The sequence below is a fragment of the Actinocrinis sp. genome, from assembly GCF_035946395.1.
In the GTDB taxonomy this organism is placed as follows: domain Bacteria; phylum Actinomycetota; class Actinomycetes; order Streptomycetales; family Catenulisporaceae; genus Actinocrinis.
This window is the reverse complement of the sequence record NZ_DASYZI010000200.1, coordinates 1-25,576: the sequence shown is the minus strand read 5'-3', so window position 1 is coordinate 25,576 and position 25,576 is coordinate 1. Positions and strand designations below refer to the sequence as shown.

Below are 25,576 nucleotides of genomic sequence, written 5' to 3'. Positions count from 1 at the left end.
CTTCCAAGCTGCTGTCGTTTTCCGGGTAGACGTATCCGCAGGTGTCGAGCACGAGTTCGGCGAACATCGCCTCGGCCCAGGAGAACCACTCACGGGTCCAGCGCTCGGGACGATCTGCGTGGAAGGACTCGTGGATACGGGTCGTGCCCCCGTCCGTGGCCAGCAGGATCTCGATCGCCGCACGCCCTTCCGCCGGATCCGTGCTGGTCAGGGCGGCAGCCGCGAGCGCGATGGGCCAGATGTGGCGCCGTGGAGTGTGCGGGCTGCCGACCCCGGACGCGGCTGAGCCCCGATAGAAGTATCGATTGCGCCCGCTGAGCACGAACGCGCGGGTTGCCAGGTACACCGGATCGTCCGGGCGGCAGTATCCGATCAGCGGCAGCGCGAGCAGGCTGGGGATGTTCGCGTCGTCCATTTCCAGGACGCCGCCGCGGCCGTCGACTTCATAAGCCCAGCGCGGTCCGGTCGCCGGGTCGTCGAGCACGGCGTGGTCGCGGATGCCGGCATCGATCACGGCGCGCAATCGCCGCGCTCGTTCGAGCGCGCTTTCGGCCGCCCCGGTATGCGGCTGCGCCACCGCCGCGATTTCGGCCAGGAAACCGAGCACGACGGAGGCGAACATGTTGCCCGGCACGTTGTAGCCGTAGCGGCAGGCATCGTCGCTCGGCCGGAATCCGCTCCACGTCATCCCGGTCACGCCGACCGCACGCCCGCGTCCGCCCCGTGCCAGGTCACCCGGGAACGGGCCCCGATAACGCTGGAACCGATAAGCCGAACGCGCCTCGTGATCCTGCTCGGTCTCCCAGGTGTCCAGGATCCGGCCGACCGCGCGCCAGAACAGCGCGTCGAAGATATTCGCGTGGCCGTAACGGCGCCACGTCCGATAGGCGAGCAACAGCGGGAAACACAGCGAGTCGACCTCGTATTTGCGCTCCCAGACCCAGGGATCGCGATCGGTGACGTCCTGGTGGCCCGCGCCGCTCGGCCGGGAGTTGAATGCGTTCGCGTACGGATCCAGGACGATGAATTCCAGCTGTCTGCGCAGCACCCCGACGACGAACTGCTCGGCCCACGCCGCGTCGTCCAGCCGCAGGAACGGCATGACCTGGGCGGCGGAGTCTCGCAACCACATCGCCGGAATATCGCCGGTGACCAGGAACACCGTGCCGTCGTCGAGCCACTCGGCGGCACGGCCGGCGGTCTCGGCGAAGAACCGGGCCACGATCCGCGCCGCGCGCTCGTCGCCGAGCACGTCCCGGATCCGCCCCTCGACCGCTGCGAAGCCGCCAACCGCGTCGATCACCGAACCACTCCCTCACTCACGATGTTACGGAGGCAGGGCTCGATCGGCACCCGAGCACGGGCGCAGGTCGCGTCTCCATAACGTCCCGGCGGATGCGTCAATCGCCGTAGCCGAATTTCACCTGCGCGAGTGAACAATCCGCCACCGCACCGCCTGAGCTGACACACAATCAGCTTGGCAGCACTATCAAGGGGCGCAATGGATGAAGACGAACTCGACCTGCGAACTACCCAACTGGACGCGGTGGAACGCAGCATCGTACGCGTGCTGCACGACGGCACGTCGCTGTCGCGCGCACGCGTACTGCGCCGGACCCGGCCTTATCTGCGCTGCGCGCCGTCAGGGATTCTGGGTGAGAAACGCTTGCGCGGCCGCTTGGCCTCTGCCGAGGAGCGTCGACTGCGCCGCTCTGTCGAGGTTGAAATCCCTCGACGAGTAGCCGGAGGTGTCGACATAGATGGTGCGCTGATTGACGCCCTCGGCGGCCAGGCCGTACCGGTTCCATTCCGAGGTCAGCGTCTCCAGGCAGTGCACCGCGATCTCCAGCGCGGTGGTCACCGGCGTGTCGGGAAGGTCGTCGGACGGGGCGCTGGACAGTTTGATCCCCCAGGTGGGCCAGCGCGGCGGCCGGCCGTCCGTACGGTCGAACGCGGTGATCGGGAAGTTGGACAGCATCCCGCCGTCGACCCAGGTCACCTGGCCGCGGTTGGTGGCCAGCTGCACCGGGCGAAAGAAGAAGGGGATGGACATCGACGCGCGCACCGCCTCCACGACCTGCTGCTCGGCGGCGGCGAACCCGTACTGGTCGTAGTCCCACGGAAGGCGTACCAGCACCTTGCGCGACACGTCGCTGGTGTGCACCACGATGGCATAGCGCTGATACGGCTGGAGCGAGGTCTGCGGGTCGTCGATGCTCAGGTCGGCGAACGTCCGCACCCCCCTGGCCGCCAGGATCGGTCCGAGCCATTCGACGAGGATGTCGGACTTGTGCATCCCTTCGCGCAGCATGAACTCGACGTAGTCGCCGAGCTTCCCGGTGGCCCGTTGCAGCGGGGACTCCTTCGCGAACTGCGAGTAGGGCACGTCGTACATGACCTCCCCCAGTTCGTGGAGGTCGCGGTTGTCCTTCTGGTAGGACGCCACCAGGGCCGCGACGATCGCACCGGCGCTGGTGCCGGCTATCCGCGGGAACCGATAGCCCTCGTCGTACAGGTGGAGCACGGCCCCGAGCAGCGCGATGCCCTTGACTCCGCCGCCTTCCAGGACGAGATCCACCGGCTTGCGTTCGTTCCCCATGACGATCCCCCTCGCGGATCTTCGATGAAGCGACTGCCCGTGCCATCAACTCTTCGAACCTGGCCGGGGCTCTGTGGCGGCCCTGTGGCAGCTCAGTGGCGGCTCAGTGGCGACTGTAGGCCCGCCCGCCGCCGCGTGTCGGCCGAACCTGCGCGGTCATGGCCGAGTTCGAAGGGAATGATGATTCCCCGGAGTTTTGTCATCGCATTGACGGCCGATACCGACGAGCACCCGCGTGATCATTTCGTGCCGTTCGGCAGAAACCAATCCCCGAACAACTTAGCATCGGCGGATGGGGCTCTGCTTCACCCATAAGGGTGATTATTTAGCCGGCCGGCTTCCCTTTCGGGTAGATCTACTCGGCGGACGTTGACAGGGTTCGTTTATTCTGCCACCGTGCTCAGCATTACTGTAGCGGGACGTGGAAGCCGCTGATCAGGCCCGGCGACGGCTTTCTACTCCGGGTGGGCCAGCAGCCGTACATCGACAGGCGAAACTCGGGCGAGCGGGTTGGGCCGGCGTCCGGCAATTCCGGCATTGCGCCGAATCGCCCGAACAGGTTTTAGGGGGAATCAACTGTGTCGTCGAGCGCGAAACCGCCCGGGACCGAAAGCACGTCCGACACGCCATACCGGCCGAATTGGTTCTTGCGGCTCTATGACCGGATCACCGGCCGGGCGGCTGTGAAGCATCCCTGGTACAAGTTGCCCGAGGCGCTCGGCCTCGCTGAACTCATCGGCATCCGTGACACGCTCCGGCAGAAGAACCTTTTCGACACCTCGCGCCTCCCGGCGGTCAATCCCACGCAGCCGCTGCCGTACGACGAGTCGTACCTGACCGCGCGCACGCCGGACGGCAGCTGGAACGACCTGAAACACCCCGAGATGGGGATGGCCAACACCCGCTTCGGCCGCAACGTCCCGCTCGACCGCACCCGGCCCGACAAGGACCGGATGCTGGTGCCGAACCCGCGCGAGGTCAGCCTGAAGCTGATGACCCGCGACAAGCTCGACGCGGCCACCGCGGGCAACGCGCTGATCGCGGCCTGGCTCCAGTTCATGATCCACGACTGGTTCAAGCACGGCACCAGCCCCAAGACCGACCCCTGGGTCCTGCCCCCGGTCGAAGGCGACGACTGGCCGGCGCCCCCCGTGACGGTCATGCGCACCCCGCCGGACCCGACGACCCCGGCCGGCTCGGCGCTGCCGCCGACGTATCTCAACACGAACACGCACTGGTGGGACGGGTCGTCGATCTACGGCAACGACCTCCCATCGCAGCGGTTCCTGCGCGAGGGCGCGGGCGGGCGGCTGCGCCTGGTCGACGGGCTGCCGCCGATCCCGCCCGACCCGGCGCAGGACCCGACCCTGGTGCCGGGCTTCTGGCTGGGCCTCGGCATGATGCAGACCCTCTGGTCGCAGGAGCACAACAGCGTCGCCGGCATGCTCGCCGAGGCGCACCCGGAGTTCGACGACGAGACGCTGTTCCAGAAGGCCAGGCTGATCACCTGCGCGCTGATCGCCAAGATCCACACCGTCGAGTGGACGCCCGCGGTCACCGCCCACCCCACGGCCGTCGAGGCGCTGCACACGAACTGGTGGGGCCTGGCCGGCAAGAAGCTGCACAAGTTCGCCGCGACGATCTCCAAGAACGAGGCGCTGCGCGGCATCCCGGGCACCGACACCGAGGACTACGGCGTGCCGTACGCCCTGACGGAGGAGTTCGTCGCCGTCTACCGCATGCACCCGCTCGTGCCGGACGACTTCGACTTCCGGTCGGTGCACGGCGACGCGCCGACGCTCGGCCCGCTCACCTTCAGCGACCTGACCGGGCCGCAGGCCGTCCCGATCCTGCGCGAACAGCGGCTGACCGACATCATCTACACGTTCGGCACGATGAATCCCGGGCTGGTCACGCTGCATAACTTCCCCAAGGGCCTGCAAACGTTCAAGCGCCCCGACACCGGCGCGTACGTGGACATGGCGGCCCTGGACATCCTGCGCTGCCGTGAACTCGGCGTGCCGCGGTACTGCGAGTTCCGCGAACTGCTGCACCTCCCGGTGCCACGCAGCTTCGAGGACGTGACCAGCAACAAGGTCTGGGCGCAGGAGATGCACGACGTGTACGACGGCAAGATCGAGGACCTCGACCTGATCCCCGGCGTCATGGCCGAGGACTTCCCCGAGGGCTTCGCGTTCAGCGACACGGCGTTCCGCATCTTCGTGCTGATGGCCTCCCGGCGGCTCAACAGCGACCGCTTCTTCACCGACTCCTTCACCGACGAGATCTACACGCCCGAGGGCATGGCGTGGATCTCGGACAACACGATGAACACGGTGCTGGTGCGGCACTGCCCGGACCTGGCGCCGACCGTGGCGAACCTGCCGAACGCGTTCGGGATCTGGGAGAGGACGACTGCCAAATGACTGACACGCAGTCTCTGGACGACCTGCGCGTCGCCACCGTCAACGAGCATATGCGGCTGGAGAACGCCTACGACTTCCCCGGGTGCATCGGGAAGTTCGGAAAGCCGAAGTACCAGCTGGTCGCCGACGGCGAGCTGTACGACGGCACGGACCGCGTGCACTACTTCCTGTCGCAGAACCACACGGCGTTCCCCGACTTCGTCTTCGAACCCACCCGGGTGTCGCCGACGACGAATGCCGTGGTCGTCGAAGGGCACTTCGTCGGCACGCACCTGGGGCCGTGGCGCGGTCTGCCGGCCAGCGGGAAGAAGGTCGACTTCGAGATGTGCCTCATCTTCGAGTTCGACGGCGAGTCGATGACCAACGAGAAGCTCTACTTCGACCTGAGCACCCCGCTGCGGCAGTTGGGCATCGCGGACGACTACAACTCGCTGCGCGGCAAGCTGACCGCCGCGATCAACCACCCGGTCGTCATCATCAAGGCCCTCATCTTCAGCCTCACGCACCGCGGGCGGCGGAACGGGGCGAAGCCAGCGTCATGATACTTAAATACTTCGTCACGATCCTCTACTCGATGCTGCTCGCCGGCGGCGTCTTCGTCGGCGCCCGGCAGATCTACCAGGGCTTCCGAAAGCCCGGCGAGCTGCTGAACCCGCTGTTCGGCAACCCGGTCGCGATCCGGCTGTTCACCGTGCACATCATCGTGGTGACCAGCGACCTCTTCGTCATCGGCCCGCTCGCCGTCGCGCACAAGAGCACGCTCTACTACTGGGGCGGGCGCGTGTTGCTGGTGATCTCGTCGCTGCCGATCGCCGCGTATCTCAACCGGAACCCGCAGAGCTTCGGCAACTTCATCGGCCGCTGGGTGATGTTCCGCAACTTCTTCGAGTACGGCATCCACATCGTCTTCGCCGCGATGCCGGTGTCCTGGTTCCGCTACTACCTGCTGCTGTGGTGGCTGGTGGCCTACCGCTACCTCGACGTCGGCCCTCGCCGCCTGCTTCAGAAGCTTTACAACACTCCCGAGAAGCGGGCCGCACGGCCGTGGGCGCAGTACGTCAACTGGGTGACGATCGTGGCGATCTACATCGGCGCGTTCTTCGCGGTCTTCTACAAGCAGATCCTGTTCGCCACCGTCCCGGGCGCCAACGTGCACGCGCACGTGCCGCGGGGCTGGGAGGTCGGCGTCGTGTTCGGCGTCAACTTCGTGCTCGCCCTGTTCGAATGGGTCACCATCCGCAAGTACACCGACTCGCTGCTGAAGGACACCGGCAATCCCCCGCAGGTCACCGCCGCGCACTACTGAGATCACCGGCGACCGGGTTCCGGCGGCCGAGCCGGCGCCGCCGCTCCCGGTCACATCCGTCACGACCGACCGGGAGCGGACAGTACCCCCGCCAGGGCCTGCGCGACATCGCTCTCCGTGACCTGATAGCGGCTCTCGCGCGCGATCCAGGCCGCGCGCCGCGCCAGGGCACCGGCCGAAGCGTGTCCTTGGCGGCGACGGGTCACCGCGAGACCGGCGATCGCGTCGACCTGGCCGTGCCGGTATCCCGTGCGCCACGCGCGGCGCAGCGCGGCCAGGTCGTGCAGCGCCGCCGCGGCGAAGTCGCCCCGGTCCCGTTCGATGCCCGCCGCGACCGTCAGCGAATCGACCTCGATCATGCCGTCGCCGAGGGCGCAGGCCAGCTCGATCGCCCGGCGGCTCAGTTCGAGCGCGCGGCCGGGCGGGCCGAGATGCCGGTGCGCGGCCGCGAGCCCCCGGTAGGCCAGCGCCTCGTTCACTCCCGACGCGGTTTCGGTGGCGATGCGCAGGGCCTGCTCGTTGCATTCGGCGGCCTCGGCGAAACGCTGCTGCGCATGGCGGACGTTGCCCAGGTTGACCAGCGTCAGCGCCTCGCCGCGACGGTCGCCACTGGCCCGGTAGGCGGCAAGCGCGGCCGTGTAGTGCTCCTGCGCCGCGACGAGCTCGCCCCGGGCGCGCAGGATCCCGGCCAGATTGCCCAGCCGGATCGCCTCGCCGTGCCGGTTGCCGGCCGCGCGGTTGAGGTCGAGGGACTTCGAGTAGCAGGCGCGGGCCGCGTCGAGCTCGCCGTGTCGGAAGTGGATCCGGCCCAGGTTGCCGACCGCGGCGGCCTGCCCGACGAGCCAGCCGTCCTGCGCGCTGATCCGGACGGCGGCCGAGTACCGGGCCGCCGCCGCGTGATCGGCGCCCTGGCAGTCGCGGACCAGGCCGAGGCTGTTGAGCATCGCGGCCTGCGCGCGCCGATCCCCGGCACGCCGCGCACAGGCCAGCCCGGACTGAGCGAGCGCCAGCCAGTACGGCAGGGCGCGGCGCTGGTAGCAGAACCACCGCAACGCGTCGGCCAGTTGCCAGCTCAGCGCGTGGCACTCGGCGCGGGCTGCGGCCTGCGCGATGTGGACGAGATTCGGCAGCTCCTCGTCGAGCCAGCGCGCAGCCTGCGCGGTGGTCTCGAACGCGACGTGCGGCGCGGGCAGCCCGTGCGGCGCCGGCAGCATGGTCGGGCCGGGTACGGCGACCCGGGTCGCCGCGGTCGCGGCGGCCAGGTACCAACGCGCCAGCCGCTCGACCAGCACATCGTGCTGCGGATCGGCGCGGACCAGTTCGGCCGCGTAGAGCCGGATCAGATCGTGGCGCCGGTACCGGTCCGGGTCCGCGGTGGGCTCGACGAGGTGGAAGTCCGCGAGGGCGTCGAGCAGCCGGCAAGCCTCGGCGGCCGGGGCGTCGAGCAGCGCCGCCGCCGCGGCGGCCGCGATCTCGGCGCCGGGCGCCACCCCCGAGCCGAGGAACAGCTGCTTGGCCCCGGCAGGCAGGGCACGCAGCGACAGCTCGAACGCGGCGCGCACTTCCAGATCGCCCACCGCCAGCCGGTCCAGCCGGCGCTGTTCGTCAGCGAGCTGACGAACCAGCACGGAGTGCGGCCACTGCGGGCGCGTGGCGAGCCGTGCCCCCAGCGCTCGCACTGCCAGCGGCAGGCCGCCGGACAGGCGCGCGAGTTCACGCAGCCGGCCCGCGGCGGGGTCGTGTCGATTATCACCGTGCTGACCATCACTGCGTTGATCGACACCGTGTTGATCGACACCGCGTTGATCGACTTCGAGCGCGCCGCCACTGCGCTGCGTGGCAGTGCGCCGAGCCGGCCCGTGTTCGGCCGGTCCGGCGAACCGCCTCAGCAGTTGCACGGTCTGCTCGATGTCGAGCACGTCGAGAGTGAGCTGGAGGCGGCAATCCAGGCCGGCGAGCAGCCGGCGGCTCGTGACGATGATCAGGCTGCCTTCGCCGCCTGGCAGCAGCGGCCGCACCTGCCCTTCGTCGCGCGCGTTGTCGAGCACGACGATCATGCGCCGCCCGACGACCGCCGACCGGTACCGCGCCGTCTGTTCTTCCACGTCGGCGCTCTCTGGTGCCGGTACGCCCAGCGAGCCCAGCAGCCGGGTCAGGGCGTGGCCGAGCGGCATCGGACGGTCGTCGAGCCCGCGAAGGTCCATGAAGAGCTGGCCGTCGGGGTAACGTACGGCGAGGCGGTGGGCGAGCCTGACCGCGAAGGAGGTCTTGCCGACGCCCGGCATGCCGCACACCGCGATGACGCCGCCCGCGCCGCGTCCGACGGCGCGCAACGCCGCCGCCAACTCACCGCCGCGGCCGACAAAAGGGACCGACTGCGGCGGAAGCTCACACGGCGCGGCGGGAACCGGGACCGGCGCCCCGCCGGTGGACGGCCGTGCCGCCGCGTGCAGTCGGCCGGCCTGATCTCCGGTCAGCCGCAGGGCCTCGGCCAGCGCGTCGACGGTGCGCTGCTGCGGCCGGCGCACTGATCCGGTCTCCAGATAGTTGATGGCCCGTACGCTCAGCGACGCGCGGGCGGCCAGCTCCTCCTGGGTGAGCCCGGAGCCGAGCCTGTACTCGCGCAGCAACGCGCCGAACGGCGCTGACGCCTCCACCGTTTCCGCTCCCCGTGCATTCCCTCTCCCCGTACGTACCTGCCTGCCCGATCCGTTCGTGCCCGACCTGCAAGATCTCCGAGGTTCTTGCGGATTTCCGTTCGTGGTGCGCCTCCGGGCGCGGTGCTTATCTAACAACACGTCAGAGCATTTATGGAAGGGACGGGAGCAGGAGCCGCCGTCATGCGAGGTCGTCGCAGGCTGCTCCCGCTCCGGGGCGCATCACGCAGACCGAGGGAGGGCCGCACGTGCCGGCACCGTTCGACAAACCGGTGAAGCTCTGGGCGCAGGTCACCAACACCTGCAATCTGGACTGCGTACTCTGCTACGGCGACTGCTCCGACGCGCGCCGCGACGAGGAGCTGTCGACCGCCGAGTGGCTGGAGTTCATCGACCACCTGGTCGAGGAGGACTTCTTCCAGATCTACTTCGAGGGCGGCGAGCTGCTGGCGCGCCCGGACTTCATGACCATCCTGGAGCACTGCTCGCGCCGGCTGCTGACCTGGATGCGCACCAACGGCACGCTCATCACCGCCGACGTGGCCAGGCAGCTGCGCGAGCTCGGCGTCGGGGCCGTGTGCGTCGATCTGTGGGCCGCGAACGAGAAGACGCACGACGAGCTGGTCGGCGTGCCCGGCAGCCACGCCAGGACCGTGCAGGGGATCCGCCACCTCGTGGCCGAGGGAATCCCCACGGTGATGTGCATCATCCTGATGCGCCCCAACGTCGGCGAGTTGCAGGAGTACCTGGAGCTGGCGCACGAGCTCGGGGTCGGGCGGGTGGGCGTGTTGCGGCTGTACCCGATCGGGCGGGCCAAGCGGAAGTGGCCGGAACTCGCGCTCTCGCTCGACGAGATGACGGCGGCACTGCACGGGATGAAGCCCCCGCAGGACGTGTACGTCATGCAGTCCTGGCATCCGCGGGACGGCAACTGCTGCTGGGAGAACTCCGGCGTCGACGCTTACGGGCGCTCGATCGGCTGCCCGTACCTGCGCGAGTACGTCGACTACGGCAACATCCGGCAGGTCCCGTTCCTTGAGACCTGGAAGCACCCGCTGTACGTGCAGCTGCGCGAGTCGGAGATCGAGGGCTCCTGCACCCAGTGCGACGACGCCGAGGGCACCGGAGGCGGCTGCCGTTCCAGCGCTTACGCCTTCACCGGCAGGTGGGACGCCCCTGACCCATTCTGCTCCGAACAGAACAAGGGAGTCGATCTGCGTGTCCTACCCCGACGCCTGCTTGACGAAGCACCCCAACCTGCGGGTCAGACCCATGGACCAGATGGCGGGCCTGCTGGTCTTCACCCCTGACCGGCCCGGCATATACGTGCTCAACGACACCTCGTGGCTCATCCTCGAACTCTGTGACGGTCGTCGCCGTGAGCTGATCCTGGAGCAGTACGCCGGCATCGTCGGGCCGGTCGTACCGCGGGACAAGGCGCAGGAGGAGTTCGAAGCCGCGGTCATGACGCTGGAGCAGATGGGTCTGATCCAGGCCGCCCCACAGCACCCGGCAGCCGCCGGTCCCGGAAGGAGGTGATCACATGTCGATGTCCCGCGAGGAGACGATCGAGGAGCTGACCAAGCGCATCCAGGCCAAGGGCCAGGGCGAGGCGCCGTTCGCCCAGGCGATCGAGCCCGAGATCCGCAGCGTCGCCAAGTACGCGCTGCTGGCGCGGATGCCCAAGCGGCCGGCCGAGAACGGCGGCGCGTGACGGGACGGCGCTGAGACGCACGGTGCCGGTGCGGCCCGCTGAGTCGGGGCCGCGCCGCGTTTGACCCGGCACCGCAGCGCAGCGACACCGAGCGAAACCCCGCCGGGCGTCCACCGCGGCCACCGGCCGCTCCGCCCGGCGACGGCCTAGATCCCCCGTCTGCTCCAGCCCCAGGTCGCCGGTGTCATTGATTGGGCGAGGTAACCGCATGACACGTCCTTCGATCCTCGTGATCGACCCGCCGCTGATGAACCCGTACGCGCCCTACCTGGCGGTGCCGCTGCTCACCGCGGCGCTGCGCCGGCAGGGCTGGGCGGTGCGCGCGGTGGATCTGAGCGCGCAGAGCGTGGACTGGCTGCTCTCCCCGGCCGGTCTGACGTCGCTGGAGGACAAGCTCGCGAGCCGCGCGGCGGCGGCGACCGGCGCACAGCGGCCGGCCGCCGAGCGCGCGCTCGCGGTGTATCCGAGTGCCGTCCGCGGCATCGAGGCGGCGAAGCGGGACTTGCGATCGCTGGACTGCCTGCGTGCCGACCACGAGCGGTACCTGGCCGCGCGTACCGGGCTGCGCAACGCGCAGCACTGCGTGTCGGCGGCGTTCCCCGGCCTCCGGTTCGACCTCGCCGGGAACGAGATGGCGTATTCGCATCGGTCGAGCCGGTCGGTGCTCGCGGCGGTGCACGACGGCGACGGCAACGTCTACCGCTGGGCATTCGACCGGATCCTGCCGGCCTGGATCGATGACGCCGCCCTCGGCATCGCGGTGATCGTCGTGTCGGCGGACCGGCAGCTGATCGGCGCGATGACCGCCGCGCAGCTGATCCGGGAGCGCCGCCCGGACGTGCGGATCGTCCTGTGCGGCAACTATCTGACCCGGATCGTCGCGAGGTGGCGCGAGCCGCACCCGCTGATGCGGCTCGCCGACCACATCGTGGCGTACGAGGCCGAGGAATCGGTGCCCGCACTGTGCGCGGCGCTCGCCGAGGGCCGCGAGCCGAAGGTCGACGGCCTGCTGGCCCGCGCCGGGGACTCGGTCTCGATCCGGCCTGCGCGCGCCGTGCGCCTCGACGAGCTGCCCACCGCGGACTTCGACGACTTCCCGCTCGACCGCTACCTCGCGCCGGGGCCCGTGCTGCCGGCGTACGCGTCACGCGGCTGCCCGTGGGACTGCGCGTTCTGCGCCATCCCGTTCGCCAGCAACGACTTCCGGGTCCGGTCGGCCGATCGCATCGTGGCAGACCTCGAATATCTGGCCGCGCGGCACGGCTCGCCGCACTTCTTCTTCGTCGACGAGCTGATGAGCATCCACAGCCTCAAAGCGCTCAGCGCGGCGCTGATCGAGCGGGACAGCGGGCTGTACTGGTTCTGCGAGACCAGGCTCGCCGGGGGCGTCGACCAGGCGCTGGCCCGGCAGTTGCACGCCTCCGGCTGCCGGCGGATCGCCTTCGGCCTGGAGTCGGCGGTCCCGCGCGTGCTGGAGCTCATGCGCAAGGGCGGCTCCGGCGCCCCGGCCGCGGCCAACATCGAGGCCTGTCTGGGCGCGGGCATCCCGCTGCTGCTGTTCTCGATCGTCGGGTTCCCCGGCGAGCGGCGCGACGAGGCGCTGGAGACGATCCGGTTCGTCGACGGCTGGGTCGAGCGGTCCGCGGCCGAGTACGGCCTGCCGTACACGCGCTCTGGCATCGGCCCTTTCATCCTCGATGTGCACGCGCCGGTCGGGCTGCGTCCCGAGTCCTACGGTGTGACCCTGCGGCCGGATCCCGACGAGGACCTGGCGATGACGGTGAACTACACGCTGAACGAAGCCGCCGCGGAGGGACTCGATCAGGACGCTGCCGCGGGACTGGTCGCCGACGTGGCCGCGGACGCCCCCGAGCCGGCACCTGACGCGACGTGGTTCCACCAGTGGCACACGAAGGAGGTCGAGGAGGAGATCTTCCTGCGGACGTGCTACGCGACCGCAGTGCCGGAGGGCCGGCGACTGCCGTCCGGCACGTGGCACGTGCGGCCCGTGCGCTGGAGGCTCGCCGCCGACATCACGGTGCGCGCGGCCGAACTCTGGCGGCACGCCGCCGGCGACGAGAGACCGGCACTCGTGTTGTACCACGCCCACACGGACATGGTGCTCGCCCTGCCGGTCTCCCTCGGCACGGCGCTGGACGTGCTACGCGACGAGGCCGGATGTACGCAGAGCGCGTGGCAAGCGGCAGCCGCAGCCGCGTCGTCGGCCGGCGCGGTGGAAGTGCCCGACGCGGCAGGAGTCTTCAATGCCCTGATCCGGTTCGGTTTCGCAGTGCCCGCGTCCCCGCACGGCGACGGCGCGGGTCCGGGCTTCACCGCGACACCCGCCGAGCCGGACGAGTCGTGGTGGCGCGTGACGCAGCTACGTCAAGAGTTCGGCGCGGTCGCAGACTTCGACCACGACCTGCGCCACGGGCGCCTCCAGAGCACTGTCACAGGACACACCCTCGTCGTCGGTGACGAGGGCTGTCTGGTCTGGGTGCTGTGCGAGGACGCACTGGTCCTGGACCGCGAGACCGCCGCGTCGCTCGGCCTGTCCGATGCGCTTGAGCAGTTGCGCGCGGTCGCGCTGCGCATGATCGGGCTCGGCCTGATCTACGCCGAGGCCGCTGCCGAGCCACAACAAACACAGCGTATGGACACCGTGGAGCGGGCTCTCGCCCGGCACGACGACTACGCCGACCCGCAGTGGATTCTGGACGGCGCGCTGTCCTACGCACGGCTCGGCCTGGACGTGCTGGCCATGGAGTCCCCGGCCGCTGCCCGGCTCGTCGACGCCCTGGAGCGGGCCGCGCCGCGGGACCGCGACGCAGCCCTCATCGATCCGCTCGTCCGGAGCGTGCTGAACGAAGGTCTCGGCACCGTGGTCAACGGGGGCCGGCCGGATCCGTCGCAGCGAGCCGCGTTCTTCGACGCGACCGCCCGCGCGCTGGCCGACGGTGACACCGTCGTCGGCAGCGCCGCGACCGGCGGCGGTGTGCCGCCGATCTGGCCAGCGACACAGGGTCCTGGCAACGCCGTACTCGGCGCCATGCTGGAACATGAGGTCTCCGTCAACGGCCTCGGCACGCCCGTCGCCCTCGCTTCCGCGTCCCACGGACAGCAGGAGGTCGCGGCCTGCGGCGCCCGGCTGCTCGTGGAGACGCTGCCCGACCTCGGCCCCAGCATCCTCGCGCACGTCCGGCTGGTCGCCATGGTCGAGCCGGTACCGGGGCATGGTGCGGACGTATCAGGGGTATTCGAGAGCGCCTCGTTCGACTCCGTCCTCGGCGTGGTCTTCGTCTCGCCGGCGGCCTTCGACTCGCCTTGGCGGATGGCGGAGATCCTGCTGCACGAAGGCGCCCACCAGAAACTCAACGACCTACGATTCACCGCACCGCTCCTACGGCAGGGGTACGATGCGGCCACGGCCCCGACCGTCACCGCCGTCTGGAACAAGCCGCTGCCCTGGAACCCGAACGAATGGCCCGTCGACCGGGCGCTCGCCGCGTTCCACACCTACGTGCATCTCGCGGTCTTCTTCCGTGCCGCCGCGGCACGGCTCGCCGAGCTCACCCCGCGGTACGGGCCGCTGAGCGACGCCGCGGCGGCCGAGTCGTACCGCCGGTCCCGCTTCCGCGCGCTCCACCTGGGCCGGGCGCTGCGCGAGACGGCCGGAACGCAGCTGCGGCCGGCCGGTCACCGGCTCGTGGACTGGCTGCTCGCCCAGGCGGCGGCACTCGAACCCGAACCCGCGTCGGCGCGGTGAGCGCACCGGCTGACCCGACTGACTGGAGATCCCGTTGTTCCCCTTGGGCGAAATCGGCCGGGAGGAGTTCACCCGCGACTACTGGCGCGCCAGGCCGCTGTTCGTGAAGGGCGGCGCCCGCGCGCTCGGCCTCGTGGTGGACGAGCCGGAGTACCGCGCGGCCACCGCCGCGCTCTCCCGCACGCATCCGCACCTCGTGCGGCACACCTCGGACCGGTTCATCCGGGCGCAGAACGTGGACCTGGGCAGCCCGCGGCTGCTCGCGTTCGCCCAGGGGGTCGCGCGTGAGATGGGCTGGCCGATGGTCTGGTTCGACGGCGTGCTGGCCGACCACCAGGACAGCATCGGCTGCCACTCGGACGCCAGCGACAACTTCATCCTCCAGCAGTCCGGCACGAAGGTGTGGAAGCTCGCCCCTCCCGACGGACTGTCGCCGGAGACCAGGCGCCAGATGCTGCTGAACCAGCCGACCCCGCCGCCGCCGCTGCCCGAGCAGTACACCGAATACGTGCTCGAACCCGGCGACCTGCTCTACGTCCCGATGTTCTGGCTGCACTGGGGCGTCTCGTCCGGACCGTCGCTCAGCGTCTCGCTGGTGGCCAACCCGGAGAACGGGCTCGGCCTGCTGCCGTTCCTCTTCTGGGCGCTGGCCGAGGACCCGCGGTGGTGGAACCCGCTGCCGGCTTTCGCGCCGTCCGCCGACGACCGCGCGCTGGCCGACGGCTTGTTCGACCGCCTCTTCGACGCCTTCCGGGACGACGCGCTCAAGGAGCGGGTGAAGCGGGACTGGTGGGAATCCCGCTGGAAGCGCCTGGCACCGGACCTGGAGCCGGCCCGGTGACCGAGCCGGTGACCCGGCCGGCCCGGCCGTTCCGATTCGGCGCCATCGTCCGCAGCGCCTCCCGGGCGAAGGAGTGGGCCGACACGGTGCGCCGGGCCGAGGACCTCGGATACTCCGCGCTGCTGGTGTCCGATCACCTCGACGGGCAGCTGGCGCCGTTCGCCGCGCTGGCGTCGGCCGCGGCGCTGACCAGCACGATCAGGCTCGGCAGTTACGTGTTCGCGGCAGGCCTCAGACATCCCGCGCTGCTGGCCGGTGAGGCCGCGTCCATCGACGTGCTCTGTGACGGCCGGTTCGAGCTCGGGCTCGGCGCGGGCTGGGAGTCGGCCGAGTACCGCAAGCTCGGGCTCGACTTCGACCCGCTCCCGGTGCGCCTGGAGCAACTCGCCGAGGCACTGGCCGTCGTGCGCGCCTGCTTCGCCGGCGAACCGTTCACCTTCACCGGCGCGCACCACCGGGTGGTTGAGCTGTCCGGGTTACCACGCCCGGCGCAGTCTCCGGGGCCGAGGATTCTGATCGCGGGCGGCGGGCGGCGAGTGCTCGGTTTCGCCGCGCGGGAGGCCGACATCGTCGGCTTGGGCGCCAAGGCGCTGGTGGACGGCACCGGCATCGACCTCGGCGACATCACGGCGGCCGCCACGGACCGGAAGATCGCCTGGATCCGCGAGTCGGCCGGGTCGCGTTGGCCGCGGCTGGAGCTCAACGCGATCGTGTTCGCCGTCGACCCGGACCCCGACCGGCCGGCCGCCGCCGAGCGGTTGGCCGGGGTGTACGGCCAGCCCGCCGCCGCGCTGCTGGAGTCGCCGCACGTGCTGCTCGGCTCGGTCGACGACGTCTGCGATCAGCTGCGGGAGCGGCGGGAACGCTGGGGCATCAGCTACATCTGCGTGTTCCAGGACGACATGGAGGCGTTCGCACCGGTCGTCGACCGCCTCGCCGAACGCTGACACCACGAGGAGGAGTCATGGAGCATCCGGCCGACGCGGAACCGCCAACCGCCGAACCCCCCGCTGCGCAACCCGCCGCCGACCTCGCCCCGCGCGCACGGGTCGACGACACGCTCATAGCAGAGCTCGACGGCAGATTCCGTGGGCGGATCCTGCTCCCCGGCGACGACGGTTACGACTCCGCCCGCCGCGTGTGGAACGGCATGATCGACCGGCGGCCTGCGCTGATCCTGCGGTGCGCGGGCACGGCCGACGTGATCTCGGCGCTGTGGCTGGTGCGCGAGAGCGGGCTGCCGGTGGCCGTACGCGGCGGCGGGCACAGCCTGCCCGGATTCAGCGCCATCGATGGCGGCGTCGTGCTCGACCTGTCCGACCTGCGCGGCCTGCACGTGGACGTCGCCGGAGCGACCGCGCGGGCGCAGCCGGGCGTGACGTGGGGCCAGTTCGATCACGAGACGCAGGCTTTCGGCCTCGCCACGACGGGCGGCACGGTCTCGCACACCGGGATCGCCGGGCTGACCCTCGGCGGCGGAATCGGCCTACTGATGCGCAAGTGCGGCCTGACCTGCGACAACCTGATCGGCGCCGAGGTCGTCACCGCGGACGGCACCCTGGTGCGCGCCGACGCCGGGCACAACGCCGAACTGCTGTGGGGGCTGCGCGGAGCCGGGGCGAACTTCGGCGTCGTCACCTCGTTCGAGTACACGCTGCATCGCGTCGGTCCGCAGGTGATGGCCGGTGTCCTGGTCCATCCGCTCGACCAGGCGCTCGACGTGCTGCCCGCGTACCGGGACTTCGCGCAGGACGCGCCGGACGACTTCTCCTCGCTGGCCTCCCTGGTCTCGATTCCCGATGAGGAGTGGGCGCCACCGCCGATCCGGGGGCGCAAGGCCCTCGCCGTGGCGGGCTGTTACGCCGGGTCCGTCGAGGAGGGCGAGCGGTTCGTGGCGCCGCTGCGCGCGATCGGCAAGCCCGCGCTGGACCTGTTCGGCCCCGATCGGTACGTCGAAGTCCAGCGATCGGGTGACTTCGGCTTCCCGTGGGGGCGGCAGTACTACTTCAAGGCCGCCTACCTCGGCGGGCTGCCCGCGGCGGCGCTCGAAGCGCTGGTCGAGCGGTTCGAGCAGGCGCCGTCGCCGTTCACCCAGGTCGACCTGCACCAGATGGGCGGCGCGGTGGCCCGCGCGGACGAACAGTCCTCGGCGTTCTGGGGGCGGCACGCGGCCTACGTAGCGAACGTCGCCTCAGGCTGGGAGGACCCGGAGGCGACGGAGCAGAACGTGGGCTGGACCCGGGAGCTCGTCTCAGCGCTCGAATCCTGGACGCTGCCGGGTTCGTACGTGAATATGACCACTGACGCCGACACCGACGCGGTCCGGCGCATTTACGGCGACGAACGCTATCGGCGGCTGGTCGCGCTCAAGGACCACTACGACCCGGCGAACCTCTTCCGGCACAACCACAATGTGCGCCCGTCCAACGCGGCATGATCCGTGCCTGTGCCTGCGTCCGTGTCTGTGCCCACGTCTAAGGCCGCCGATCCCGACTACAACGCCGCGCGGTCCGGGCACTGGCTGCTGCGTGCCGAGCCGCGCTTCACCCGGCTGCTCGCGGCGGTCGCGGTCAGCGGAATCGGGGACTGGTTCAGCACGGTCGCGGTGCTCGGCCTGGTCCTCTCGCTGACCGGCTCCGGCCTGGCCGTCGGCATCACGCTGACGGTGCGGATCCTGACGTACCTGACGGTCTCGCCGCTGGCCGGAGCGCTGGCCGACCGGATTTCCCGCAAGGCGATCCTCGTCGCCGCGGACCTCGCGCGCACCCTGTCCGCCCTGGCCTACCTGCTGGTCAGCGGACATGGCGGAATATGGATCGTATACGCGGGCACGTTCGCCCTCGAAGCGTTCACCGCTCTGTCGCTGCCCGCCCAGCGCGCGAGCATCCCGGCGCTGGTGCGGCCCGGGAACCTGCTGCGCGCCAACGCGCTCGATCAAGCCGTGCTCGGGCTGGTGATGGTGGTCGGCACCGTGTTGGGCGGTGTGGTGCTGGCGGCTCTCGGAGCCCGCGCGGCGTTCATCGCCAATTCGGCGACGTTCCTGATCTCGGCTCTCATCATCGCCACGATCCGGTACCCGGCAACGGCGCGCTCTGTGGACGACGCCGAGCCCGCCGCGCGCCTTCGGCCGGTAATCCGGCGCTCGCCGCAGTTGCGCATCGTGGCCGCCATGTTCGCGTTGTGGCCACTGGGTGGTGGAATAATTAATATTCTTATACCAGTCTACGGATTCACTGTTTTCGGTGACGGCCGCACCGGCATCGCGGTCCTGTACGGCGCTCAGGGCGTCGGGTTCCTGGTCGGCGGGGGCGTCGCCCGTCGAGTCGGCGAGCGCACCGCCGTGGCGGCCGCGCTCGGCTTCGTGGTCGACGGGGCGTGCCACGTCTTCGTCAGCCAGGCTCCCGACCTGGCGGCCGGTGCGCTGTTCATGATGATCGGCACGGTCGGGGCCGGCGTCGGCAACGCGTGCGCGGTCACGCTGGCCGTCCAAGCGGCCCCGGCCACCGTCCACGGCAGGCTGTTCGGCACGCTCGACGCGCTGTCCAACAGCGTGCTCGGCGTGTCGATGCTGCTCGGAGGGGTGCTGACGCAGGTCATGGCGCCGAGGCCGCTCGGCCTCGCCGCAGGCTGCGCGCTCACGATCAACGCGCTGCTGTTCGGCGGGCTTCTCGTCCGCGCCGGGCCGCGGCACGCCATCGCAGTGGTCCGCGAAGCCGAGGAGACGGGATGACGATACGTCAGGCGCTCGACACGTTCTGGGATTCGGTCCTTGAAGTGGAACCCCTGGTCGCCACCGAGATCGGCGACAAGCGCTTCGACCACCTGCTGCCGGACCTCTCGCCTAACGGCCGACACCGCCGCCAAGCCGCCGGCGACGCACTCACGGCCGCCGTGGAATCGGTGAGGACTGACGACATGCCGACGGAACTGCGCCTCGGCGCAGCACTCGCCCGCTTCATCGCCCGGCGCCAGGCGGACCGGGTCCAGCACCGCCTCGACCTGCTCGAAGCGGCCTCGCACCAGTGGGGCCCGGGGCACGTGCTCGCGGAAATCACGGAGATCCACCGAGTCGAGTCCGCCGCCGACGCGGCAACGCTGACCGCCCGGCTGCGCGCGATCCCCGATTACCTGCGCTGCGCGTGCGACCTGCTCACGGAGGGCGCCGCGTCGGAAATCACCGCCACCATTCCGGTCGTCGAGCGCAGCATCAAGCAGGTGGAACGCATCCTGGCAGTCGGCGCGCACGACTCGCCGCTCGTGACCGGCATCGCAGCGAAAGATCTCGAACTACGCACACTGCGCGACGACGTAGCCGCGCTCCTGGCCGATCAGGTGCTCCCCGCCTACCAGCGGTATCGGGACGCGCTGATCGACTACCGGCGATCCGCCGCCACCGGCTTCGGACTGTGCTGGCTGCCGGGCGGCGACCAGATGTATCGCGCCGCGGCCCGAGCGTGGACCTCGCTCGATCTGGACCCGGAACAGGTGCACGCCGAGGGCCGCGAACTGCTGGCCGCGCTCCGGGCGCAGCGCGGCGCCCTCGGCTCGGCGCCCGTTCCGCCGATCCGCGCCGGCAACGAGATCGAACAACTCGCCCGCCAATACGTACAGAGGGCTCAGGAGGCTGTCCCTCTGTGGTTCGACGTCGATGCGCCGCCATGCGAGGTGCGCCCGATCGACGGCTACCGTTCCGCAGCCGACACCTCTCCCGGCTATTACCATCCGCCCACAGACGATGGAGCGCGCCCCGGCACCTTCCATGTCAACACCGGCAATCCACATGTCGTCGCCCGGCTCGCAGCCGTCGCCTTCCACGAGACGCTGCCCGGCCACCACCTCCAGCACGTCGCCGAGCGGGAGCGTCACCGGCGCAATCCGGATCTGCCCTCCGTCCGCCGGTTCGGCGGCGTGTTCGCCGGCAGCGCCGCGAGCGAGGGCTGGGGTCTCTACGCCGAGCGGCTGGCCGACGAGATGGGCCTCTACCACGAGCCGTGGGAGCGCGCCGGAATGATCGACGCGCAGGCGTGGCGAGCGGTGCGGCTCGTGGTGGACACCGGCATCCACGCGTTCGGCTGGGATCGCGACCGGGCGGTGCGCGAACTGCGGATGGCAGGGCTCGATCAGGGCACTGCGGACATCGAGGCCGACCGGTATGCCGCGCTGCCCGGACAGGCGTTGGCGTACGCGCTGGGTGCCGACAGGATCCGGCGGTGGCGTGACCGCTTCGTGCGCGAAACCGGCGGCGATGCGGCCGTGCGCGGCTTCCACTCCCGCGTCCTCGAACTCGGCGCGCTGCCGCTGGAAGTCCTCGAATCGGAACTGTTCGGGCGGCCCTGACAAGGCTCGCCGAAAACCCGCCCCCGTCCCGAATATGCTGTGCGGGTGTCAGTGGATCTCCATCTCGCCAGCGACGTTAACGTACACGTACGTATCCGCGACCTGATGCCCGAGGACGAGGCCGAGGTGCTCGCCCTCTTTGACGCGGCCGAGGAGTGGTTCATCGCGGCCACCGGCCAGCCGGCGGCACCGGGAGACGTGCAGAGCCTGTACTACACGCTGCCCGAAGGCGCGCAGTTCGATGACAAGGTTCTGCTCGTCATCACGGCCAGCAACCGCATCGTCGGCGTGGTGGATGCCGTGCTGCACCATCCGGCGGCCGAGGACTGCGCCGTCGGCCTGTTCCTGATCCATCCCGCGTGGCAGCACACCGGCTTGGGGCTCCTGACTGCGAACGCGCTGCTCAGTGACCTGGCCGCACGCGGGTTCAGCGGCGTGACCGCCTCGCTGACCGAGGGCTGGGAGCCCGGCCGCGCGTTCCTCGAAAGGCTCGGATTCGCCTTCGACCCGCCCCGCACGCCTGACGCGATGAACCGGAACCTCGGTCCCGCAGAACGTTCAGTCATCCCGGCGCGGCTGGAACTGGGACGCGTCGACTGACTGCCATATCACCGGACAACGTGCGCGACACGTCCGCGAACGCTTGTCACGCCGCCTCCGTGATCGCGACGGCCTCCACGATCGCGACCGTCTCCATGTGCCGCAGCAGTTCCTCGATGTCCGCGGGCGAGAAGTAGTGCGTGTCCGCGGACATTCTCAGCTCGACGGCTTCGGGATCGTCCTCGACGCTCAGGAACATCCGCTCGAACGGGTTGTCCTTCTTCCAGGTCCAGCTGAAGGTGCTGCCGCGCTGCGCCTCGCGCAGCTGCCGCCCGGTGAGCTGGACGCTCTGCGCGCTCTGCTCGGCTCGGCCGACCTGCGGGCGGCGGTCGTTGAAGAAGGGGGCCACTCCCAGGTCAGGACTCGCGTCCGGCGCCAGCCGCGTCACCATCGCGGTGTGCTTCTCGGCGTCGTAGTACGCGTTCTTATAAGCGTTCAACGCGGCGCGCCAGGTGCGGCGGACCACCTCGTCGAAGGCGATGCCCTCGACTTCGAGGACGCAGATGCCGCTCTGCACGACGTTGCACACCACGTCGCCGAGCCCCGGGCGGAAGCGGTTGTTCACCAACGGCCAGAGCACCACCGGGTCGGCGGCGGTCACCTTGCCCAGAGCGACCGCGTACAGGGCCAGCAGCACAGACGAGGTGTCCGTGTTCGTACGTTCGGCGATCAGCGGGACGGCTGCGTGCATCGCCGGCGAACGCAACTGACAGGCCCAGTACCGCGGTTCGCGCGGGTCCGCCGACTTGCGCAGCGGCCGCTGCGGGATCGAACGCAGCATCCGCTCCCAGTAGCGCAGCGAGGCCTCGCTCTGCCGCCGCCCGGCGGCAGAGTTCTGCCACGCGACCTGTTCCAGCTGCTGCATGCCGGTGACCGGCGTGCCGGGCCCCTCGGCCATCTGGCGGATCAGCACCTCCACGCCGACCCCGTCGGTGACCATGTGGCACGTGACGACCACCATGTGCGTCAGCTGTCCGCGCCACCGGACGAGGGCGATGCGCTGCGGCCACTCGTCGGCGAAGTCGCGCGGCGTGGACCGGTAGCGCGCCTCGACCCACTCGGCCACCTCTTCGGGCTTCGACTCGCCCGCCGCCGCCTCGTCCCCGCCGCGGGCGACGTCATCGGCGTCGAAGACCTCGATGGGGATCTGCCCGGACCCGAAGAGCTCCTGGCTCGGGCGCCCCGTGTCGTCGAACCGCAGCCGGGTGCGCATCGACGGATAGCGGCCCATCATCACGCTGACATCGTCGGCCACGTCCTGCACCGTCCTGCCGGGAGGCAGTGGCATGACGCCGGCGATGGAGATCCAGCCCTGGCGCATCATCGCCGACCAGATCGCCCGCTGCCCCCAACTCAGCTCGCCGCGCCCGGCGCCCTCCCCGGCGAACGGGACCAGCACGCGTTCCGCCGGGACGAGCGCGGGAGGGGGGACGGCGCCCGCCAAGGACGCGGGGATCGCTGCACGCGGCACGGGCTTCTCAGAGCTCTCGGCGTCCACCCGAGCACAGTATCGACGGGGAGTGTTCGACTGCGTCGTGCGGCATCCGCGCAGCGCATTCCACAGCGTCGTCAGTGAAACTTTCAACTATCGGTGCCGACGATCACCAAGTTGGGCCGCAGGGCCGCGTCTCGTCGGCGTCGTGTCGCCTGCGCATCTGACCTCTGATATCGCGGAGGCCGCTTGGTCAGTGCCAGGCGACGCGCAGCGCCGTCGTCGCGTCGAGCGGGCTGAGGCCGCGGTGGGTGACCAGGACGCCTTCGCCCTGCGCGGTCGCAGTCGCGATCGGCGTGCCCGGGGAGATCCAGCGGCGCCAGTGCCCTGCGAAGATGTCCAGCCGCCGGGCCGGGCGGGCGAACAGGGCGGGGACCGGGTGGTACACCACCACGTTCGCCGGAGAGCGGCCCCGAAGCCAAGCGCGGGCGGCGGCGCGGCGGGCGCGCGGCTCGTCCGGCGGCAAGGCCACCTCGTAGCGGGGGATGAACCAGCGCGGTTCGTCGATCGGCGAGACGAGCTCGTCGAGGGCGCGGGTGAACTTGAGCGAGGTCTCGGTCGAGACCCCGGCCAGCTCGATCCGGTAGGTGCCGTCCGGCTCGACGGCGGAACGCACACCGTCCGCGCCGACCGCGGACAGGCCGCAGTCGCGCATGGCGTCGGCGACGGTGTAAGCGAACGTACTCACCGGTGGTGGTCCGGCGCCGTCGGCGAGCAGCCGCACCGCCCGGTTGATCGCGAACCAGAGTGTCAGCCGCCGTAGATTCGTGACGTCCAGCCCCGAGCGAGCGGGCAACGGGAGCGGTCGGCCGGCTGGCCGGCCCACAGCCCGGCCCGCAACCCGGTCCGCAGCAGGAGTAGCGCGGCGGGCTGCGCGGATCCGGATGGTGTGGACGAGTTCGTCGGTGTAGGGACGGCCGATCGACCAGCGTTCCCTGGTCCGGTCTCGCTCTCCCGCGCGTATCAGCATCGTTGCGTTGACGGCGGCGAAGCCGTCCGCAGCGGGCGGCGTGTACGCGGAGAACGACGGGTCGACGTGACCGACCCCTGAGACGATGTCGCCGGCGTCGGTCGCGGCGAGGTAGCCCTCGTGCTTTCGCACGAACCGGTTCCAGTCCGCCGCGCCCTTGGGATGCGCGTCGGTGGCGCAGACCACGGTCCAGTTGTTCGAGGTCTTGTCCGGCCACCCCGGATCGAGCCGCAGCCCGCGCCCGCGCAGCTGCACCACCGCGCCCGCGGTCGTCGCGCTGGTGAGATCGACGACCGCGTTGACCGTGTGCGCGTCCCAGCCCTCGCCGAGCAGCGCGCGGGTGCCGACCAGGACGCGACAGAGCCCTGACTGGAAGTACTCGGTCACCAGCGGCACCCAGTCGCGCGAGCTCCACGCTCCGGTCATCCGGGCCACCGGGCCGTCCGCCGCGAGTTCGAGTTCGAGTCCTGACGTGCGCCGCGAGACCCAGGCGGCGAACGCGGCCGCCGTCTCGGCCCCGGCGGCGACCGTGCGCCCGGTCACCATCAGCGGGTCCAGGGCGGCGGTGCGCGGATCCGCGGCGAGTTTCCCGAGCGTCAGCCACGCGCCGCCGGCCTGTGCGTCGAGCACGTCGACCAGGCGGGCCGGAAGCGTCGCGGAGGCGGATTCGAAGTCGCAGAGGATCAGCGCACGCAGACGTTCGCCCAACTCGGCGGCCTCGGCGGCGACGATCTCGACGGCGGCGTCGGTCTTGGCGTCGCTGCGGGCGAGGACCCGGTCGACCGGGGACTGCGTCGCACGTATGCCGCGGCGGGTGAGCCGGTAGCCGATGGACGGGAGCGCGGCGCGGATCGCGGCGACAGCCGCTTGGTCGCCCGGATCCGCTGATCGGCCGAGGCAGCCGGTGACGTAGTCGTCGAGCAGCGCGACCCAGTCCTCAGCGGTCGGGGACGTGCGGTGTTCCTCCCGAAGGCGTGCGCCGGCCGGCAAGCCGAGCAGCCCGTCGTGGTGCAGGCGCAGGGCTGCGCGGGCGAGCGAGCGGGCTTCGCGTTCGAGCTGGCTCCAGGAGACGGCGACGGTACCGGCCGCCGCGCCGATCGCCCCGGCCGTGTCCGCACGGGTCACGAACCGGGCGTCGCACCAGTTCAGGAAGGGTGACGCGGCGAATCCGGGGTCGAGCAGGTCGACGCGGAACTCGGCGAAGCGTTCTGCTTCGGCGCGGATGTACTCGGCCTCGACCGGCGTGGGCACGGTGAGGAATGCGAGCTCCGCGAACGGCGCGAGGTATCCGGCGCGGACCACGGCGGGCAGCCCGGCGCCGCGCACGGGCGCGCCGAACAACCGCTCGACGAGTGCGGCCTGCACGGAGGTCAGCGAGTCCGGCGGGGTCGCCGTCAGCCCGATGACGTCGGCGGCGGGCAGCTCGTCGAGCAGTTCCGCGACGACCTGCCCCCAGGTCTCCAGCAGGTGGTGGCATTCGTCGAGGACCACCGTCATCGGTCCGGCGGACCGCAGCGCTTGGATCAGAGCCCTGCCGTTGGCGTGCAGGAAGCCGAGCAGCGGACGGCCGGCGCCACCACCATTCGTGTCAGACGCCCCAGACGCCTTGGACGCCTTGGACACCTCGGCCCCGTCCGGCGCCTCGGACGCGTCGGCGTCGAACACCGCGAGAGACTGGTACGTCAGCACGGTGACGCCGTGCCGCAGGTCTCGGTCGGTCCCCGCGGTGACCCGTTGCGGCGTGAACTGCTGCCAGGCGCGTACCCACTGTCCCTGGATCGCGGTCGTGGGCACGAACACCACGACCCGTCCCCCGCGCCGCCGCGCCGCTTCCAGTCCGACCAGCGTCTTGCCCGCGCCGGGCGGCA

Annotated in this window: 18 protein-coding genes; 13 read left to right on the top strand and 5 right to left on the bottom strand. The window is 70.5% G+C overall.

Translation table 11 applies throughout. The features are described from left to right. Nucleotides 1-1,303 (bottom strand): glycoside hydrolase family 125 protein (locus VGS97_RS12585; RefSeq protein ID WP_326853583.1); only part of this gene is annotated, 1,303 nt, incomplete at its 3' end. Between the two features lie 339 nt (nucleotides 1,304-1,642). Further along, entirely contained in the window at nucleotides 1,643-2,599 is a 957-nt protein-coding gene (locus VGS97_RS12580) for a patatin-like phospholipase family protein (protein WP_326853582.1), read from the bottom strand. Between the two features lie 647 nt (nucleotides 2,600-3,246). Here VGS97_RS12580 and VGS97_RS12575 point away from each other — a divergent pair. From VGS97_RS12575 to VGS97_RS12565, 3 genes are read left to right on the top strand one after another with little or no spacing between them, the layout of a single operon-like run. Further along, nucleotides 3,247-5,025 carry a peroxidase family protein gene (locus tag VGS97_RS12575; RefSeq protein ID WP_326853581.1) on the top strand — a complete coding sequence of 593 codons (1,779 nt, stop codon included), beginning with the start codon at nucleotides 3,247-3,249 and terminating at the stop codon, nucleotides 5,023-5,025. Then, nucleotides 5,022-5,567 (top strand): ester cyclase, encoded by a 546-nt coding sequence (locus tag VGS97_RS12570; RefSeq protein WP_326853580.1) that lies wholly within the window; start codon nucleotides 5,022-5,024, stop codon nucleotides 5,565-5,567. Before VGS97_RS12575 ends, VGS97_RS12570 begins: the two co-directional genes overlap by 4 nt. After that, nucleotides 5,564-6,331, top strand: a complete 768-nt coding sequence (locus tag VGS97_RS12565; protein WP_326853579.1) for a hypothetical protein — start codon at nucleotides 5,564-5,566, stop codon at nucleotides 6,329-6,331. The genes VGS97_RS12570 and VGS97_RS12565 overlap by 4 nt, the downstream gene beginning before the upstream one ends. A gap of 59 nt (nucleotides 6,332-6,390) precedes the next feature. Here VGS97_RS12565 and VGS97_RS12560 read toward each other — a convergent pair whose 3' ends face one another. After that, a complete protein-coding gene (locus VGS97_RS12560; RefSeq protein ID WP_326853578.1) occupies nucleotides 6,391-8,988 on the bottom strand; it encodes an ATP-binding protein in 2,598 nt (865 codons plus the stop codon). Nucleotides 8,989-9,236: 248 nt separating this feature from the next. On the opposite strand from VGS97_RS12560, the gene VGS97_RS12555 reads away from it, so the two are divergent. The 10 genes from VGS97_RS12555 (at nucleotide 9,237) to VGS97_RS12510 (ending at nucleotide 21,246) form a co-directional block, all read left to right on the top strand. Beyond that, nucleotides 9,237-10,298, top strand: a complete 1,062-nt coding sequence (locus VGS97_RS12555) for a radical SAM protein (protein ID WP_326853577.1) — start codon at nucleotides 9,237-9,239, stop codon at nucleotides 10,296-10,298. Beyond that, nucleotides 10,261-10,527 carry a PqqD family protein gene (locus VGS97_RS12550; protein WP_326853576.1) on the top strand — a complete coding sequence of 89 codons (267 nt, stop codon included), beginning with the start codon at nucleotides 10,261-10,263 and terminating at the stop codon, nucleotides 10,525-10,527. The genes VGS97_RS12555 and VGS97_RS12550 overlap by 38 nt, the downstream gene beginning before the upstream one ends. 4 nt (nucleotides 10,528-10,531) lie before the next feature. After that, on the top strand, nucleotides 10,532-10,702 hold the full coding sequence (locus tag VGS97_RS12545; protein WP_326853575.1) for a hypothetical protein: 171 nt from the start codon (nucleotides 10,532-10,534) through the stop codon (nucleotides 10,700-10,702). Between the two features lie 208 nt (nucleotides 10,703-10,910). Beyond that, a complete protein-coding gene (locus tag VGS97_RS12540) occupies nucleotides 10,911-14,468 on the top strand; it encodes a radical SAM protein (RefSeq protein WP_326853574.1) in 3,558 nt (1,185 codons plus the stop codon). Between the two features lie 34 nt (nucleotides 14,469-14,502). After that, nucleotides 14,503-15,309: a JmjC domain-containing protein gene (locus tag VGS97_RS12535; protein ID WP_326853573.1), complete on the top strand. Its 807-nt coding sequence runs from the start codon at nucleotides 14,503-14,505 to the stop codon at nucleotides 15,307-15,309. Next, nucleotides 15,306-16,256: a TIGR03621 family F420-dependent LLM class oxidoreductase gene (locus tag VGS97_RS12530; protein ID WP_326853572.1), complete on the top strand. Its 951-nt coding sequence runs from the start codon at nucleotides 15,306-15,308 to the stop codon at nucleotides 16,254-16,256. The genes VGS97_RS12535 and VGS97_RS12530 overlap by 4 nt, the downstream gene beginning before the upstream one ends. Nucleotides 16,257-16,273: 17 nt before the next feature. Further along, nucleotides 16,274-17,746: an FAD-binding oxidoreductase gene (locus VGS97_RS12525; protein ID WP_326853571.1), complete on the top strand. Its 1,473-nt coding sequence runs from the start codon at nucleotides 16,274-16,276 to the stop codon at nucleotides 17,744-17,746. A 21-nt stretch (nucleotides 17,747-17,767) separates the two neighbouring features. Then, on the top strand, nucleotides 17,768-19,039 hold the full coding sequence (locus VGS97_RS12520; RefSeq protein WP_326853570.1) for an MFS transporter: 1,272 nt from the start codon (nucleotides 17,768-17,770) through the stop codon (nucleotides 19,037-19,039). Then, on the top strand, nucleotides 19,036-20,646 hold the full coding sequence (locus VGS97_RS12515) for a DUF885 domain-containing protein (RefSeq protein ID WP_326853569.1): 1,611 nt from the start codon (nucleotides 19,036-19,038) through the stop codon (nucleotides 20,644-20,646). Before VGS97_RS12520 ends, VGS97_RS12515 begins: the two co-directional genes overlap by 4 nt. Before the next feature lie 45 nt (nucleotides 20,647-20,691). Continuing rightward, complete coding sequence (locus VGS97_RS12510; RefSeq protein WP_326853568.1) at nucleotides 20,692-21,246, top strand: GNAT family N-acetyltransferase; 555 nt, start codon at nucleotides 20,692-20,694, stop codon at nucleotides 21,244-21,246. Between the two features lie 46 nt (nucleotides 21,247-21,292). Here VGS97_RS12510 and VGS97_RS12505 read toward each other — a convergent pair whose 3' ends face one another. Together VGS97_RS12505 and VGS97_RS12500 are read right to left on the bottom strand one after the other, a co-directional pair. Next, nucleotides 21,293-22,744: a condensation domain-containing protein gene (locus VGS97_RS12505; RefSeq protein ID WP_326853567.1), complete on the bottom strand. Its 1,452-nt coding sequence runs from the start codon at nucleotides 22,742-22,744 to the stop codon at nucleotides 21,293-21,295. A gap of 187 nt (nucleotides 22,745-22,931) precedes the next feature. Continuing rightward, the coding region (locus tag VGS97_RS12500; protein ID WP_326853566.1) for a DEAD/DEAH box helicase family protein at nucleotides 22,932-25,576 on the bottom strand (2,645 nt) is incomplete at its 5' end.

Excerpts from the sequence above, each read along its gene's own strand:
- VGS97_RS12580 (WP_326853582.1), bottom strand. The coding sequence starts at position 2,599 with ATGGGGAACGAACGCAAGCCGGTGGATCTCGTCCTGGAAGGCGGCGGA.
- VGS97_RS12570 (WP_326853580.1), top strand. The coding sequence starts at position 5,022 with ATGACTGACACGCAGTCTCTGGACGACCTGCGCGTCGCCACCGTCAAC.
- VGS97_RS12565 (WP_326853579.1), top strand. The coding sequence starts at position 5,564 with ATGATACTTAAATACTTCGTCACGATCCTCTACTCGATGCTGCTCGCC.
- VGS97_RS12550 (WP_326853576.1), top strand. The coding sequence starts at position 10,261 with ATGGACCAGATGGCGGGCCTGCTGGTCTTCACCCCTGACCGGCCCGGC.
- VGS97_RS12545 (WP_326853575.1), top strand. The coding sequence starts at position 10,532 with ATGTCGATGTCCCGCGAGGAGACGATCGAGGAGCTGACCAAGCGCATC.
- VGS97_RS12540 (WP_326853574.1), top strand. The coding sequence starts at position 10,911 with ATGACACGTCCTTCGATCCTCGTGATCGACCCGCCGCTGATGAACCCG.
- VGS97_RS12525 (WP_326853571.1), top strand. The coding sequence starts at position 16,274 with ATGGAGCATCCGGCCGACGCGGAACCGCCAACCGCCGAACCCCCCGCT.
- VGS97_RS12515 (WP_326853569.1), top strand. The coding sequence starts at position 19,036 with ATGACGATACGTCAGGCGCTCGACACGTTCTGGGATTCGGTCCTTGAA.